The sequence below is a fragment of the Aurantimonas marina genome (assembly GCF_017183135.1).
Classification (GTDB): Bacteria; Pseudomonadota; Alphaproteobacteria; order Rhizobiales; family Rhizobiaceae; genus Aurantimonas; species Aurantimonas marina.
In genome coordinates, this window is the sequence record NZ_JADDXW010000010.1 from 1 (window position 1) to 13,695 (window position 13,695).

Sequence of the window (13,695 nt, forward strand, 5' to 3'; positions counted from 1 at the left end):
GCGCCGCCTGGCGGTTCTTCGCCTGTTCCTGGTCGATCCGCGACGCCTCGGCCTCGCTCTCCAGACGCTCGCGCTCGATCGCCGCCTGCTTGAAGCTCTCCACAGCCACAGCCATCGCACCGATCTCGTCCTTGCGCTCCTGTCCCTCGACCACGATCGACTTGTCGCCCTTGGCGAGCCGATCCATCAGAGCAGTCATCCGGTCGATCGGAGTTGCAATGGCACGCCACAGAAGCCAGCCAACCAGAACGGCGAGCGAGGCCGCCGCTATGCCGCCGATCAGCAACGCAAGCTGCATGCTGGATTTGGCGCTGTACTGCTCGGCGGATCTATCGGCCTGGCGCTGCTCCTCCGCGTCGTGGAATGCAGCCATTGCTTCACGAAAGAGCTGCAGATTCTTGCCTTTGCCCTCGCTGAAGTCGGCGATGGCCTGACCAAGCGTCAAGGGATTTCTGGCCATAGCAACGCGCTTGTCCTGGCCGGCCATCAATGTCTCGCCCTTCTCCCGGATCTCGGCGAGCCTTTGCTTTTGGCCGGGATCGGTGACCACCGCTTCGAGCTGCTGCAGGCTGTTCTGAAAATTCTTCCGCTCGACTTCGATTTGCTCGAGCCGGGCCGGAGCCTGATGGAGAAGATAGCCGCGCAGCGCGACGATCTGTTCGAGCAAGGCTGGCTCCAGCTGGGCCGCGATTCTCATGGTCTTCGCGCTCTCCTCTTGGGCGAGCGTCGCCTCCTCAAGCTTCCAAATATTGAACTGAACAACGCCGCTGAGGCCAACGACCGCCAGCATGATCATCAGGAAGCCGGCAATAAGCTTCCGGCTGATTTTCAGATTCGCGACGCGCATTCCATTTCTTTCGTAAAATGCTGGATTCCGGCTGGAGCATGCGGTTCGCGAACGAAACCGGGGCATTCATACCCTTGAAAATCCACTTTATTCCGGGGGAGGCAGTCATTGCCGTGGGATTTCGCCGACGGTGTTCCTTGCCGGCATCCCGGACCATCGACAAAAATGCTTACGAATTCGTTCTTGCCCGCGAGCGCAGTCGCTTTCCGGACAAGAATTCGCCGCAAAAACAAACTCCTGTAGAACTTAACGCAGACCTGCCCTACAAAGAAAATTGACGCTCTGGGTGCAGCGATCGTCATGTTCCGGCGCTTGCAATTGCTTTGATTAGAGTATCGGACCGCAAAAAAGCCGGACTTGCTTCTTAGCCTCTGCGTGAATCGGCGCCGCCCCATGTGCGTTCGAACCACGTGGTCATGTGATTCTTCCCCCTGCGGCAAGACGCCGCAAGGGAATCACCTTGCGCCAAGTGGACGCAAATCGCGGTCGACAGCATGCAGCCGGTGCCGCGCATCGCGACCGGCAGACGTGGTGCGGAGAAGCGATTCGGCGCGCCGCCGCCGGGCTCAAACAGCAGATCGACGGCGCTCTCGCCATTGCCGTGGCCGCCCTTGACGAGCACTGCCCTTGTACCGGCGGCAAGGACGATTTCCGCCTGCTCCGCGATCGTCGCGGGAGGTTCGGCGCCCGCGATCCCACCGGCCAGAATACGCAGTTCCGGCAGGTTCGGCGTCAGCAAGGTTGCCAGCGGGAGCATCCGCTCGATGAAGACCGCCATCGCCGGATCATCGAGAAGCCGGCGGCCGGAGCTCGAGGCCACGACCGGGTCGAGGACGACGGGTAAATGGCGATACGCGGCCAATGCCTCGGCGACTGTTTCGACGGCGGCGGCCGAGCCGAGCATGCCGATCTTGACGGCGCCGACCGCCCCATCGCCGAGTGCCAGCCGGACCTGCTCGCGCAGTACCGCCGGCGGAACCGGTTGGATGGCGGTCACCTCACGGTCGGATTGTGCTGTCACCGCCGTGACCGCCAAGCATAGCGTGGCGCCGAGATCGTGGGCGGCGCGAATGTCGGCGGCGATGCCGGCCCCGCCGGAGGAATCCGAGCCGGCGATCGCCAGCACCACGGGCCGGGCGCTCAAGCGCTGTTCGCGGGTGCCGCCTCGGCCTCGGCGGCTGTGCGCCAGCGCCGGGTCGCCGCGATCCATTCGCGGGTCCGCGCCTCCGGGTCGGCATTTCGAGTGATGTCGGTGACGACGGCGGCGCTGTCGGCACCGTTAGCGAACACCTCACCGATCCGCGCGACAGTGAGGCCGCCGATCGCCACCAGTGGTATGTCGCCGATCGCCGCGCGCCAGGCGGCGAGCTTTGCCGGGGTCTGCGGCGCCCAGTTCATCGCCTTCAGGATGGTCGGCCAGATCGGCCCGAGCGCGACATAATCGGGCTTGGCGGCAAGCGCGGTTGCAAGCTCGGCTTGGTCGTGGGTCGACAAGCCGAGCTTCAGCCCGGCGCGGCAGATGGCGGCGCGATCAGCGCCGGCCAGATCCTCCTGGCCGAGATGGACGACATCGCAGCCCTCTTCGATCGCCAGGCGCCAGTGATCGTTGATCACGAGCTGGCAGGAATTCGCCTCGCACACGTCCCTGGCGCGGCGGATTTCGGTGCGCAGCCGTCGTGCGTCCCTATCCTTGGCCCGCAATTGCACCAGTCTGACGCCGAGCGGCACCAGCCGTTCGATCCAGTCGGCATCGTCGACGATCAGATAGAACGGATCGAGCGCGATCCGCGAGCGCCCGTCCATCGTCGCACTCATGCGAGCAGCGCCTTGCCCAACACCGGCGTCGACGGCGCGGCCATGTCGCGCGGCTCCAGCGCGCCCGCATCAAAGCCGAGCCGCCCGGCCTCGACCGCCAGCGCGAAGGCGCGCGCCATCGCGACCGGATCGCCGGCCTTGGCGATAGCGGTGTTGAGGAGGACGCCGTCGAATCCAAGTTCCAACGCCTCGGCCGCATGCGAGGGCACACCGAGACCGGCATCGACGATCAGCGTCACCTCCGGAAAATGCGCCCTGAGGCTGCGCAGCCCATAGCGGTTGTTGAGGCCCCTGGCCGAGCCGATGGGCGAACCCCAGGGCATGAGAACACGGCAGCCGGCTTCGACAAGGCGCTCGGCGGCGGCGAGGTCCTCGGTCGTATAGGGCAGCACCTCGAACCCCTCGGCCACGAGGATTCGCGCCGCTTCGACCAGCCCGAAGAGATCCGGCTGCAGCGTGTCGGCTTCCCCGATGACCTCCAGCTTGACCAGCGTCGTGCCGAAGATCTCGCGGCCCATCTGCGCCGTCGTCACCGCTTCCTTCACCGTATGGCAGCCAGCCGTGTTGGGCAGCACCTGAACGCCGAAAGCGCGGATCAGGTCCCAGAAGCCTTGGCCCGCCTTTGCTCCGGCGCTCTCGCGGCGGAGCGACACGGTGACGAGTTCCGCCCCGGATGCCCGCACCGCCTCGGCCATGATCGCGGGCGAGGGGTAGAGCGCGGTGCCGAGCATCAGCCGCGAGGCGTAGTGGCGCCCGTAAATGTCCATCGACAAATCTCCTAGCCTCCCTGCATGGGCGCGACGATCTCGATCGCATCGCCGTCGACGACCGGCGTCGCTGGCCGGTCCTCCTTCGCCACGAAATCGCGGTTGCGCGCGGTGGCGACGACCGCGTCTGCCAGCCCGAGTTCGACCAGCAAAGCATCGAGCGTCGTCGCCGCGACCTCGCGCGGCTCGCCGTTCAGCCGGATCGTCATGCGGCTTGCCTCCCGCTCTGGCCAAGGGCGAGATCGGCGGCCCGCCCCGCGACGTCCGGCGCCAGCAGAAAGCCGTGGCGGTAAAGACCGTTGACCGAGATCACCCGTCCCTGCCGCGTCACCCGTGGCAGATTGTCCGGAAAGGCCGGCCGGATGCCGACGCCGGTATCGAGCAGCTCGGCCTCGGCGAAGGCCGGGTGCAGGGCGTAGGCGGCTGACAAAAGCTCGACCGCCGAGCGCAGCGTGATCGCGCTCCGGTTCTCGCTTTCGATCATCGTCGCGCCGACCATGAAGATGCCGTCCACACGCGGTACGACGTAAATCGGTTGACGCGGATGCAGGAGACGGACCGGCCGCGACAGCATCACCTCGGCCGTCCGCAGCAGCACCATCTCGCCGCGCACGCCGCGCAGCTCCGGCAAGGCCTCGCGGGCGGCAAAACCGCGGCAGTCGACGACCATTTCAAACCCTGCGGACGCAGCGCGCCCGTCCTCTCCGAAATGGAACGCAACCCCCATCCCCTCCAGCCGCCGGGCCAGCGCCTTCAAGGCGCAGCGCGGGCACAGATGCGCCTCTTCGGTAAACAACAGCCCGGCGCGAAACCGCCCGGCCAAGCTCGGCTCGAGCTCGGCGATCTCCTCCGCGCCGATACGGTCGAAATGGTCGGTGCGCCGGGCGAAACGGTCGAGCTCCGCCCGGTCGCGCGGCGGCGCCAGGACCAGGCTGCCCTGCCGCGCCACATCCGGAACACGGGCCGCCCACCAGTCGGCGGCGCCGGCGCCGAGCCGGACCACCTCAGCCTCGGCGCTTTCGCGCTCGCACCACGGCGCCAGCATGGCGCCGGCGAGACGCGACGCCGCGCCCTCGCCGATGACGGCGCCGCGCTCGAACACCGTCACCGAAGCACCCCGCTCGGCGAGCACGGTGGCGGAGGCCAGCCCCGCGACGCCGGCGCCGAGAACCGCGATCTGCATCGGCCTACTCCGCTGCTTCGCCGGCCGCGTTCGCCGGCATATAAAGATCGCCGCCCTCACGGTATTTGCGGGCCATCTCCTCCATGCCCTCTTTCTGGGCCTCGGCACGGATGTCGTGGGAGATCTTCATGGAGCAGAATTTCGGGCCGCACATGGAGCAGAAATGCGCCGTCTTGTGCGCCTCCTTGGGCAGCGTCTCGTCGTGCAGCGAGCGCGCCGTTTCCGGATCCAGCGAGAGGTTGAACTGATCCTCCCAGCGAAACTCGAATCGGGCCCGCGACAGCGCGTCGTCGCGCAGCTGCGAGGCCGGGTGGCCCTTGGCGAGATCGGCGGCGTGGGCGGCGATCTTGTAGGTGATCACCCCGACCTTGACGTCGTCGCGGTCGGGCAGGCCCAGATGCTCCTTGGGCGTTACGTAGCAAAGCATCGCCGTACCGAACCAGCCGATCATGGCGGCACCGATACCGCTGGTGATGTGGTCGTAGCCCGGCGCGATGTCGGTCACCAGGGGCCCGAGCGTATAGAACGGCGCCTCGCCGCAGACCTTCATCTGCAGATCGACATTTTCCTTGATCTTGTGCATCGGCACATGGCCGGGGCCCTCGATCATCACCTGGCAGTCCTTGCCCCAGGCGATCTGGGTGAGTTCGCCGAGCGTCTCCAGTTCGGCGAACTGCGCCTTGTCGTTGGCGTCGGCGATCGAGCCGGGACGCAGGCCGTCGCCAAGCGAGAAGGACACGTCGTACATCCGGCAGATGTCGCAGATTTCCTCGAAATGGTCGTAGAGGAAGCTCTCCTTGTGGTGATGCAGGCACCATTTGGCCATGATCGAGCCGCCGCGGGAGACGATGCCCGTGACCCGCTCGACGGTGAGCGGGATGTGCCGCAGCCGCACGCCGGCATGGATGGTGAAATAGTCGACGCCCTGCTCGGCCTGCTCGATCAGCGTGTCGCGATAGACCTCCCAGGTCAGATTCTCGGCGATGCCGCCGACCTTCTCCAGCGCCTGATAGAGCGGCACGGTGCCGATCGGCACCGGCGCGTTGCGGATGATCCACTCGCGAATGTCGTGGATGTTGCGACCGGTCGACAAATCCATGACCGTATCGGCGCCCCAGCGGATCGACCAGACCATCTTCTCGACCTCTTCGGCCATCGACGAGGTCACGGCCGAATTGCCGATATTTGCGTTGATCTTGACCAGGAAATTGCGCCCGATCGCCATCGGCTCGAGTTCGGGATGGTTGATGTTGGCGGGAATGATCGCCCGCCCCGAGGCGACCTCGTCGCGCACCCATTCGGGGGTGATGAAATCGGGGATCGTCGCGGAGAACGGATGGCCGTCCCGCTCCAGCTCAGCCTTGGCCTGCTCGCGCCCGAGATTCTCGCGGATCGCGACGAACTCCATTTCCGGGGTGACGATGCCGGCGCGGGCATAGGCGAGCTGGGTGACGGCCTTTCCGTCCCGGGCGCGCAGCGGCGCATGGCCGACGGGAAAGGCGGGAACGCGCTTGGCGTCGGAGGTGACGCCGTTGTCTTCCGGCCGGACCACCCTGCCGGCATAGTCCTCGACGTCTCCCGCGGCGAGCGTCCAGTCCCGCCGCTTGCGGGGAAGGCCGGCGGCAATATCCGTCGTTGCCGTGTCGTCCGTATAGGGGCCGGAGGAATCATAGACGGTGACCGGCGGCTCGCCGGCGGTCGGATGCACCGAAATTTCGCGCATCGGGACGCGCACTTCGGGATGCAGTGTCCCGGCGCGCCAGATCTTGCGGGATGCAGGCAGCGGGCCGCTGGTTACGGTGGGTGTCAGGGCGTTCATAGGCTCTCCTGTTCGACGAGGAGATCCAGTTCCGCGGTTTGGGTAAGATTGGGCCGTTTCACACCGGGGGTTTCCCGATGCCTCTTCCCGATTGTCGTCACCAGAGAACGCGCCGCGTAGGCGGCGGGTCGTCAAAGGGAAAAACGGATCGGGAAGCGGCTCACTCCATCCCTACGCCAGTGTCAACTGGATCAGGTTCGTAGGGTCGCCGCGCGCTTCTTGAGCCGTCGGCCTCTCAGTTCCTTGCCGGAACTCCCCTTGGACGAGCGAACGCTATCAATTCAGCGGCCAAAGTCAACGGCGATCTGCGCCGACCCGGAGACCGGACCGCCAAATGTCGTGAAAGCCCCGCGGAAGCGCCGGGCAGCGCCTATTCCTTCACCGCGCCGGTCATCGACGAGACGTAATAGTCGACGAAGAAGGAATAGAGGATGACCACGGGGAGCGAGCCGAGCAGCGCCCCGGCCATCAGCGCCCCCCATTCGTAGATATCACCTCTGACAAGCTCGGTCAGCACGCCGACCGGGATCGTCTTGTTTTCCGACGAGGAGATGAAGGTCAGCGCGTAGATGAACTCGTTCCAGGACAGGGTGAAGGCGAAGATGCCGGCGGAGATCAGGCCGGGCACGGCCAGCGGCAGCACCACCTTGGTCAGAATCTGCCAGCGCGTCGCCCCGTCCACCAGGGCGCTCTCTTCCAGCTCGAAGGGGATCGTGCGGAAATAGCCCATCAGCAGCCAGGTGCAGAACGGGATGAGGAAGGTCGGATAGGTCAGGATCAGCGCCAGCCGGGAGTCGAATATGCCAACGTTGAAAACGATGAAGGCCAGCGGAATGAACAGGATCGACGGCGGCACGAGATAGGCGAGGAAAATCAGAAGACCGGTGACCCGCGCGCCGGTGAAACGCACACGCTCAATCGCATAGGCCGCGAAGACGGAGGCTGCCAGCGCGATCGCCGTCGAGGCGACGGAGACAAGCATCGTGTTCCACAGCCAGCCCGGATAGGAGGTCTCGAAGAGCAGGAAGCGGATATGTTCGAGCGTCGGCTTGACCACCCAGAACGGGCTGTAGTCGGTGTAGTTGGTCAGCTGGTGGTTCGGCTTCACCGCCGTGATCGCCATCCAGTAGAACGGGAACAACAGCACGAAGACGAACACGGCCAGCGGCAGATAGACAACGAGGATGCGGCGCGGCAGCGAGTTGAATTGCTGCATGCCCTCGGTATCGTCATGCACGGCGGCGGTGCGCCCGGGAAGCGTTTCTTGGCTCATCGTGATGTCCTCAATCGGCCCCGCCCTGTTGCCATTTGCGTCGCTGCAGTCCGAAGAACGAGAACAGGATCGCGGCGAGCAGGAAAGGAATCATGGCGACGGCGATCGCCGCGCCCTCGCCGAGCTGGCCGCCGGGGATGGCGCGCTGGAACGAGAGCGTCGCCATCAAGTGCGTCGCGTTGACCGGGCCGCCACGCGTCAAAACGTAGATCAGCTGGAAATCGGTGAAGGTGAACAGCACCGAGAAGGTCATCACCACGGCGATGATTGGCGTCAGCAGCGGCAGCGTGATCTTGGTGAAGCGCTGCCACGACGTCGCGCCGTCGAGCGCCGCCGCCTCGTTCAGCGACTGCGGGATCGTCTGCAGGCCGGCGAGCAGCGAGATCGCCACGAATGGGATGCCGCGCCAGACATTGGCCGCGATCACCGAGGCACGGGCCTTGTTCGGATCGCCGAGGAAGTTGATCGGCGCGTCGATCCAGCCCCACTGCATGAGCACCCAGGAAATGATCGAGAACTGGGAATCGTAGATCCACCAGAAGGCCAGCGCCGACAAGACGGTCGGCACCACCCAGGGCAACAGGATGATCGCCCGGAAGAAATTCTTGAACGGCAGATGCTCGTTGAGGATCAGGGCCAGCCACAGGCCGAGGATGAATTTCAGCACCGACGCGACGAAGGTGTAGAGGACGGTATTGTAGACCGACAGCCAGAACACCGGGTCGTCGAACAGCCAGGCGTAGTTCTCCAGCCCGACGAAGACACCGGTGCGCCCGATGGTCGTGTCGGTAAAGCCCAGCCAGACGCCGAGGCCCAGCGGGTAGGTGAGAAAGAACAGCAGGAATATGCCCGCCGGCAGCATGAACAGGAGGCCGAGACCGTTCCGGCTCTGCACGAAGCGACGCAGGATGGATGGGCGTTCTACCGCCTGGACGCTCGACATCGCTTGCTCGTTCCTCTGCTTTTACCCGGCCGGTCAAGGCCGGACATATCGCGCCGCGCAACGGCGTTCCTGACGTTCGAAAAAGAGCGGGGGACGCCGACGATCGCCGGCGCCCCCTGTCTCGTTAGCGGTAGTAGCGGGCGATACGCCGCTCGGCGTTCGCGATCGCTTCCTCGGCCGTGCGCTGACCTGTCACCGCCTCGGCGAACATGTCGACGACCACATAGTCGGCCATCACGCCGGCCGACGAGGGTCCGAGCGGCCCGGCGAAGCCGTTGGGACGCAAGCTCGCCGACGCCTTGGAATACGGCTCGTGGATCGGGTCCGAGGTCCAGACTGGATTGTCGGCGAAGGCCTTCAGCGGCTGGCAGCAATAGGCACTAGCGCCCTGGATCCAGGCGTTCATCTGATCGGGCTGATACATGAAGGCGATGTAGGCCTTGGCCGCCTCAGGGTATTTGGTGTGCTTGAAGACGTTGATGGTCGAGGTCTGGTGCAGTTCCACCGACTTTCCGACCGGGCCGATCGGCAGGTTGGTCGTGCGCATATCCTCGGCGATCTCGGCCATCGCCGGGTCCTTCTTGGCGGCGTAGTAGAGCGAGACGCCGTTCGCCGTCAGCGAAATCTGGCCAGCCAGGAAGGCGCGGTTGTTGTTGATGTCGAGCCAGCTCTCGGTGCCGGGAATGAAGGTGGCATAAAGCGCCTTGGCGTATTCGATCGCCGCCTTGGTCTCGGGACTGTTGATCGCCGGCTTGCCGCTCTCGTCGACGGTCATGCCGCCATGGCTCCACAACAGCCAGTGGGCATAGTTGTTGCCGTCGCCGACGGCCTTGCCGTGCGGGAAGCCGGCAGGCGTGCCCTTGGCCTGCATCGCTTTGCAAAGCTCCAAGAAGCCGTCGGTGTCGGTCGGAAATTCCTCGAACCCGGCGGCCTTCATGTGGCTGTCGCGATAGCAGATGGCGTTGCCGATTGCAGTCAGCGGCACGGCGATAAACTTGTCGCCCTGCTTGGCATAACCTTCGAGGCCTTCGTACCAGCCGCCGCTCTGCTCGCCGAGCGCGGTGGCGACGTCAGTGACGTCGACCAGCTTGTCCGGATACTGGAACGGATCGTCGAACCAGCTCATCACCATGTCGGGTCCCGAGCCGACATTGGCCGCGACGGCAGCCTTCGGACGCACGTCTTCCCAGCTTTCCTGGTCGATCTGGACTTCGACACCGGTCGCCTCGGTAAAGGCCTTGGTATTGGCGTTCCAGGCTTCTTCCTCGCCGGAAACGAACGGCACCCAGCGCAGCAGCCTGAGGCTCGCGCCTTCTTCCGGCTGGAAGCTCGGCATGGCCCCTTGGGCGAATGCCCGGCCACTGCCGACGAGGCCACCGAGCGCGGTACCGGCGACAATGCCGGCCGTGCCCTGTAGAAGTGTTCTGCGATTAATTGTCATATTGGTATCCTCCTCTTGCGCGGAAGCGCTCCCTGCACTCTCCGTCGGCGGCCTTCCGCTGCCGCGACGGCTTGTCTGCCTGCTCCTAGACCGAGACGCGCGCCCCGGACTTGGCGTCGAACAGATGCACCGCGCTGGGGTCGATCGATACCCGCAGCTCCTCGCCCGGTCCCTGGGAAATGCGCTCGCGAAAGACGCAGATCATCTCCGTTTCCCCGAGTTTGGCGACCACGTGGGTCTCTGAGCCTGTCGGCTCGACGACCTCGACCTTGAGCGGCACATCGCCTCCAAGGGTCATACCCTCCGGCCGCACGCCGTAGATCGTCTCGCGTCCCGGCTCCGCCTTGCCTGGCCGCGCGATCGGCAGCCGGTGTCCGTCCCCGGTGACGAACCACGTCCGGTCGTCGGGATCGGTCGCGCCCGTCACCATGTTCATGGCGGGCGAGCCGATGAAACCGGCAACGAAAAGATTGTCGGGATGATCGTAAAGCTCCAGTGGCGTGCCGACCTGCTCGACGATTCCATCGTGCATGACGACGATCTTGTCGGCCATGGTCATCGCCTCGATCTGGTCGTGGGTGACATAGACGGTGGTGGTCTTCAGGCGCTGGTGGAGATTCTTCATCTCGGTCCGCATGGAAACGCGCAGCTTGGCATCGAGATTGGACAACGGCTCATCAAACAGGAAGACCTGCGGCTCGCGCACGATCGCCCGGCCCATGGCGACGCGCTGGCGCTGGCCGCCGGAGAGCTGGCGCGGATAGCGGTCGAGCAGATGGGTCAGGCCGAGGATTTCCGCGGCCGGCTTGACCCGCGCTTCGATCTCGCTCTTCGAGGCACGCTTGAGCATCAGCGAAAACGCCATGTTCTCCGCCACGGAGATGTGCGGGTAGAGCGCATAGTTCTGAAAAACCATGGCAATATCGCGGTCCTTCGGCGGCAACGCATTCACCACGCGATCGCCGATCAGGATCTCGCCCGCGGTGATGTTCTCCAGCCCCGCGAGCATGCGCAGCAGCGTGGACTTGCCACAGCCCGACGGCCCCACCAGCACGACGAACTGCCCCTCTTCGATATCGATCGAGACGCCATGCAGCACTTCCACCGGACCGAACGCCTTGCGCACGTCCCGGAACGTCACCGATGCCATTCGCTTCCCCACAATGGATTCTTTTCGTTGCCGGCATACTGTCCGCTTCGGCCACACAACGCAATCGGCGCCGTGGGATTTCGTATACCTTAATCCTGAAACGCCACGTTTGCCCCGCTTTTGCAAGCGAATTCTACGACTCGACCCACCCGATCGATGAATCCACTGTCCGCCCAGCGGGGCATTTCGTCAACAGGCATCCCCGTGATGCCGGGTGGGCTGTGCCCCCCCTCGCCGCGGCGGTGCGGTAAGCGGCTCCGGGGCCGAAACGGGGGAGCCGTCTCTGGATCGAATTGGCCGGATCGCCGGAAAATGTCAGGCGAGCCGCTCCCGGACTCAGCGCTCGGCGAATCTCGCGGCGCCGAGATACTGGTCGATCAGCGCGGTCACCTTGGCGTCTCGGTCTCGGCCCTTCTCGCCGCCCATGACGACGACGATGATCCGCCGCCCGCCGCGCTTGGCCGTCGCAACGAGGTGGAAGCCGGCGTCGCGGATGTAGCCGGTCTTCAGGCCGTCGACGCCGGGCACCTTGCCGACGAGCTTGTTCGTCGCCTTGAAGCGCTTGCCGCCATATTCGAATTCGGTGACGCTGAAGAGCGAGGCATATTGCGGAAAGCGCGAGAGCAGCGCCCGCCCGAGCGTTGACATGTCCCGCGCGGTCGAGATCTGGCGCGGGTCGGGCAAGCCGGAGGCGTTGGCGAACTGGGTCCGGCTCATGCCGAGCGACCGCGCCTTGGCTGTCATGGCCGCCGCGAAGCCGGCTTCCGAGCCGCCAAGATTTTCGGCGATGGCCGTCGCCACGTCGTTGGCGGACTTCACCGCGATCGCTTGGGCCGCATCACGAACGCGGATCGTCGTCCCCGGCTCCAAGCCGATCTTGGCGGGCGGCTTCGACGCCGCGTTCTCGCTGACGCGAAGCTCGCTGTCGAGCGAGAGTCGCCCCTCGCCGATCGCTTCGAACAAGAGGTAGAGCGTCATCATCTTGGTCAGCGAAGCCGGATAACGCAGGCCGTCGGCCGCCTCCTCGTAGAGCGTGCGACCGCTGGCATAGTCGAGGACCAGCGTGGACTGGCCGCGGATTTCCGCTTCGCCGGTGACCGCCCCGACAGACTGGGGTGCTGCGAACGGCAACAAGCCGGCGGTGGTCAGCTCCGTCGACCGGCAGGCGACGAGGGACAACGCGAGGAGCGCGGCGATCGCCGCCTTGAAGGGCGCGACAAGACCGGGCCGGGCGAAAAGGCGGGACGTCACAGTGGCGGGCTCACAATTGAATTTCCGCGAGCTAGATGGCCGCGGCTGGAGTTGTCAAACTAGCCCGACGATCTTCAATCTTGTTTAACAACCAATGTGTTGCGGCGGGCACATCGGAGCGACGAGCGCCGGGACCTGTCTTGTCCCACTTCGGGTCCGTTGCGCCGGATCGACAGGGCCGGGCGAACCGGCCATTCTCTTGGTTTCTCGAAAAGCCAGGACCGCCGATGACCGACACCGATATTTCCGTCAGCCTCTATTCCAGCATCGCCTGCCAGCTGGGCGAGGGTCCGACCTACGATCCGGCGGCCGACACGGCCTGGTGGTTCGACATCGAGGGCCGATCGCTGCTCGAAAAGCACGGCGACGTGGCGGAGGCGACCGTCCATCCCCTGCCTTTCATGGCGAGCGCCCTGGCAGTGGTCGACGGCGATCGCCAGCTAATCGCGGCGGAGGACGGCCTTTATCTTCGCGAGACGGCGACCGGCAAACTGTCGCTGCACCGGCCACTGGAGGCGGACAACGCTGCGACGCGCTCCAATGACGGCCGCGTCCATCCGTCCGGCGCGCTATGGATCGGCACCATGGGCAAGGCGCATGAGAAGGGCGCGGGCGCGATCTACTGGTATCGCGGCGGTGAATTGCGGACGCTCTATTCCAACGTCAGTATCCCCAACGCGATCTGCTTTTCGCCCGATGGCCGCCTCGCCTATTTCACCGACACCGCCATCAACCGTCTGATGCGCGTCGCGGTCGACCCACAAACCGGTCTGCCCTTTGCCGAGCCGACCCTGTTCTTCGACCAGCGCGGCGGCAAGGGCGGCCTCGATGGCGCGATCTGCGACGCCGACGGCGTCGTCTGGAACGCCCGCTGGGGCAACGGCACGGTCGACGCCTATTCACCGGACGGGACGCGCATCCGCACGATTGCCCTCGATACCCGGCAGGTCACCTGCCCCTGTTTCGTCGGCCCGAAACTCGACCGGATGATCGTCACCTCGGCCTGGTCCGGTCTGTCCGACAAGGCTAGAAAGAACGATCTCCATGCCGGTAAGACGTTCCTGGTGGATCGTCCGATGCGGGGCCGCCCCGAACCGAAAGTCCTGCTATGACGAAGCGATGGGTCGACGCTGCTCTTCGTTAGGGGAGAAGACCGACGTTTGATCGGGTAGGGTCGGAGGCCGCGCGTCGTCCTCGGCTGGCGGC

At 65.2% G+C, this 13,695-nt stretch carries 14 protein-coding genes and 1 riboswitch; of the genes, 2 read left to right on the forward strand and 12 right to left on the reverse strand.

What is annotated here, in order from left to right; genetic code table 11:
* On the reverse strand, positions 1–847 hold an 847-nt coding region (locus tag ING15_RS12270; protein WP_206455116.1), incomplete at its 3' end, for a CHASE3 domain-containing protein.
* Positions 848–885: 38 nt separating this feature from the next.
* On the opposite strand from ING15_RS12270, the gene ING15_RS12275 reads away from it, so the two are divergent.
* A complete protein-coding gene (locus tag ING15_RS12275) occupies positions 886–1,125 on the forward strand; it encodes a hypothetical protein (RefSeq protein ID WP_206455117.1) in 240 nt (79 codons plus the stop codon).
* 86 nt (positions 1,126–1,211) lie between these two features.
* On the opposite strand, the gene thiD is transcribed toward ING15_RS12275, so the two are convergent.
* The 11 genes from thiD to ING15_RS12330 all read right to left on the reverse strand — a co-directional run bounded on the left by thiD (position 1,212) and on the right by ING15_RS12330 (position 12,489).
* The gene (thiD, locus tag ING15_RS12280) at positions 1,212–1,991 is read right to left on the reverse strand and encodes a bifunctional hydroxymethylpyrimidine kinase/phosphomethylpyrimidine kinase (RefSeq protein WP_232845732.1); all 780 of its coding nucleotides are present in this window, start codon (positions 1,989–1,991) and stop codon (positions 1,212–1,214) included.
* Positions 1,988–2,632 (reverse strand): thiamine phosphate synthase, encoded by a 645-nt coding sequence (locus ING15_RS12285; RefSeq protein WP_206455247.1) that lies wholly within the window; start codon positions 2,630–2,632, stop codon positions 1,988–1,990. Before ING15_RS12285 ends, thiD begins: the two co-directional genes overlap by 4 nt.
* Positions 2,633–2,658: 26 nt before the next feature.
* Complete coding sequence (locus tag ING15_RS12290; RefSeq protein WP_206455119.1) at positions 2,659–3,429, reverse strand: thiazole synthase; 771 nt, start codon at positions 3,427–3,429, stop codon at positions 2,659–2,661.
* An 11-nt stretch (positions 3,430–3,440) separates the two neighbouring features.
* Positions 3,441–3,638, reverse strand: a complete 198-nt coding sequence (gene thiS, locus ING15_RS12295; RefSeq protein WP_206455120.1) for a sulfur carrier protein ThiS — start codon at positions 3,636–3,638, stop codon at positions 3,441–3,443.
* Complete coding sequence (thiO, locus tag ING15_RS12300; protein ID WP_206455121.1) at positions 3,635–4,612, reverse strand: glycine oxidase ThiO; 978 nt, start codon at positions 4,610–4,612, stop codon at positions 3,635–3,637. The genes thiS and thiO overlap by 4 nt, the downstream gene beginning before the upstream one ends.
* 4 nt (positions 4,613–4,616) lie before the next feature.
* Entirely contained in the window at positions 4,617–6,431 is a 1,815-nt protein-coding gene (thiC, locus tag ING15_RS12305; protein ID WP_206455122.1) for a phosphomethylpyrimidine synthase ThiC, read from the reverse strand.
* A gap of 151 nt (positions 6,432–6,582) precedes the next feature.
* Positions 6,583–6,700: riboswitch (TPP riboswitch) on the reverse strand.
* 101 nt (positions 6,701–6,801) lie between these two features.
* Entirely contained in the window at positions 6,802–7,704 is a 903-nt protein-coding gene (locus ING15_RS12310) for a carbohydrate ABC transporter permease (RefSeq protein WP_206455123.1), read from the reverse strand.
* Between the two features lie 10 nt (positions 7,705–7,714).
* A complete protein-coding gene (locus tag ING15_RS12315; RefSeq protein WP_206455124.1) occupies positions 7,715–8,647 on the reverse strand; it encodes a carbohydrate ABC transporter permease in 933 nt (310 codons plus the stop codon).
* 124 nt (positions 8,648–8,771) lie between these two features.
* The gene (locus ING15_RS12320; RefSeq protein WP_206455125.1) at positions 8,772–10,088 is read right to left on the reverse strand and encodes an ABC transporter substrate-binding protein; all 1,317 of its coding nucleotides are present in this window, start codon (positions 10,086–10,088) and stop codon (positions 8,772–8,774) included.
* A gap of 85 nt (positions 10,089–10,173) precedes the next feature.
* Complete coding sequence (locus ING15_RS12325) at positions 10,174–11,238, reverse strand: ABC transporter ATP-binding protein (protein ID WP_206455126.1); 1,065 nt, start codon at positions 11,236–11,238, stop codon at positions 10,174–10,176.
* A gap of 336 nt (positions 11,239–11,574) precedes the next feature.
* Positions 11,575–12,489, reverse strand: a complete 915-nt coding sequence (locus ING15_RS12330) for a D-alanyl-D-alanine carboxypeptidase family protein (protein ID WP_206455127.1) — start codon at positions 12,487–12,489, stop codon at positions 11,575–11,577.
* Between the two features lie 227 nt (positions 12,490–12,716).
* Between ING15_RS12330 and ING15_RS12335 the strand changes: the two genes are divergently transcribed.
* A complete protein-coding gene (locus ING15_RS12335; RefSeq protein WP_206455128.1) occupies positions 12,717–13,601 on the forward strand; it encodes an SMP-30/gluconolactonase/LRE family protein in 885 nt (294 codons plus the stop codon).
* Positions 13,602–13,695 lie beyond the last annotated feature (94 nt).

Coding starts and splice junctions, on each gene's coding strand:
- ING15_RS12310 (WP_206455123.1), bottom strand. CDS start 7,704: ATGAGCCAAGAAACGCTTCCCGGGCGCACCGCCGCCGTGCATGACGAT.
- ING15_RS12325 (WP_206455126.1), bottom strand. CDS start 11,238: ATGGCATCGGTGACGTTCCGGGACGTGCGCAAGGCGTTCGGTCCGGTG.
- ING15_RS12335 (WP_206455128.1), top strand. CDS start 12,717: ATGACCGACACCGATATTTCCGTCAGCCTCTATTCCAGCATCGCCTGC.
- thiC (WP_206455122.1), bottom strand. CDS start 6,431: ATGAACGCCCTGACACCCACCGTAACCAGCGGCCCGCTGCCTGCATCC.
- thiS (WP_206455120.1), bottom strand. CDS start 3,638: ATGACGATCCGGCTGAACGGCGAGCCGCGCGAGGTCGCGGCGACGACG.
- ING15_RS12290 (WP_206455119.1), bottom strand. CDS start 3,429: ATGGACATTTACGGGCGCCACTACGCCTCGCGGCTGATGCTCGGCACC.
- ING15_RS12320 (WP_206455125.1), bottom strand. CDS start 10,088: ATGACAATTAATCGCAGAACACTTCTACAGGGCACGGCCGGCATTGTC.
- ING15_RS12275 (WP_206455117.1), top strand. CDS start 886: ATGCGGTTCGCGAACGAAACCGGGGCATTCATACCCTTGAAAATCCAC.
- thiO (WP_206455121.1), bottom strand. CDS start 4,612: ATGCAGATCGCGGTTCTCGGCGCCGGCGTCGCGGGGCTGGCCTCCGCC.
- ING15_RS12315 (WP_206455124.1), bottom strand. CDS start 8,647: ATGTCGAGCGTCCAGGCGGTAGAACGCCCATCCATCCTGCGTCGCTTC.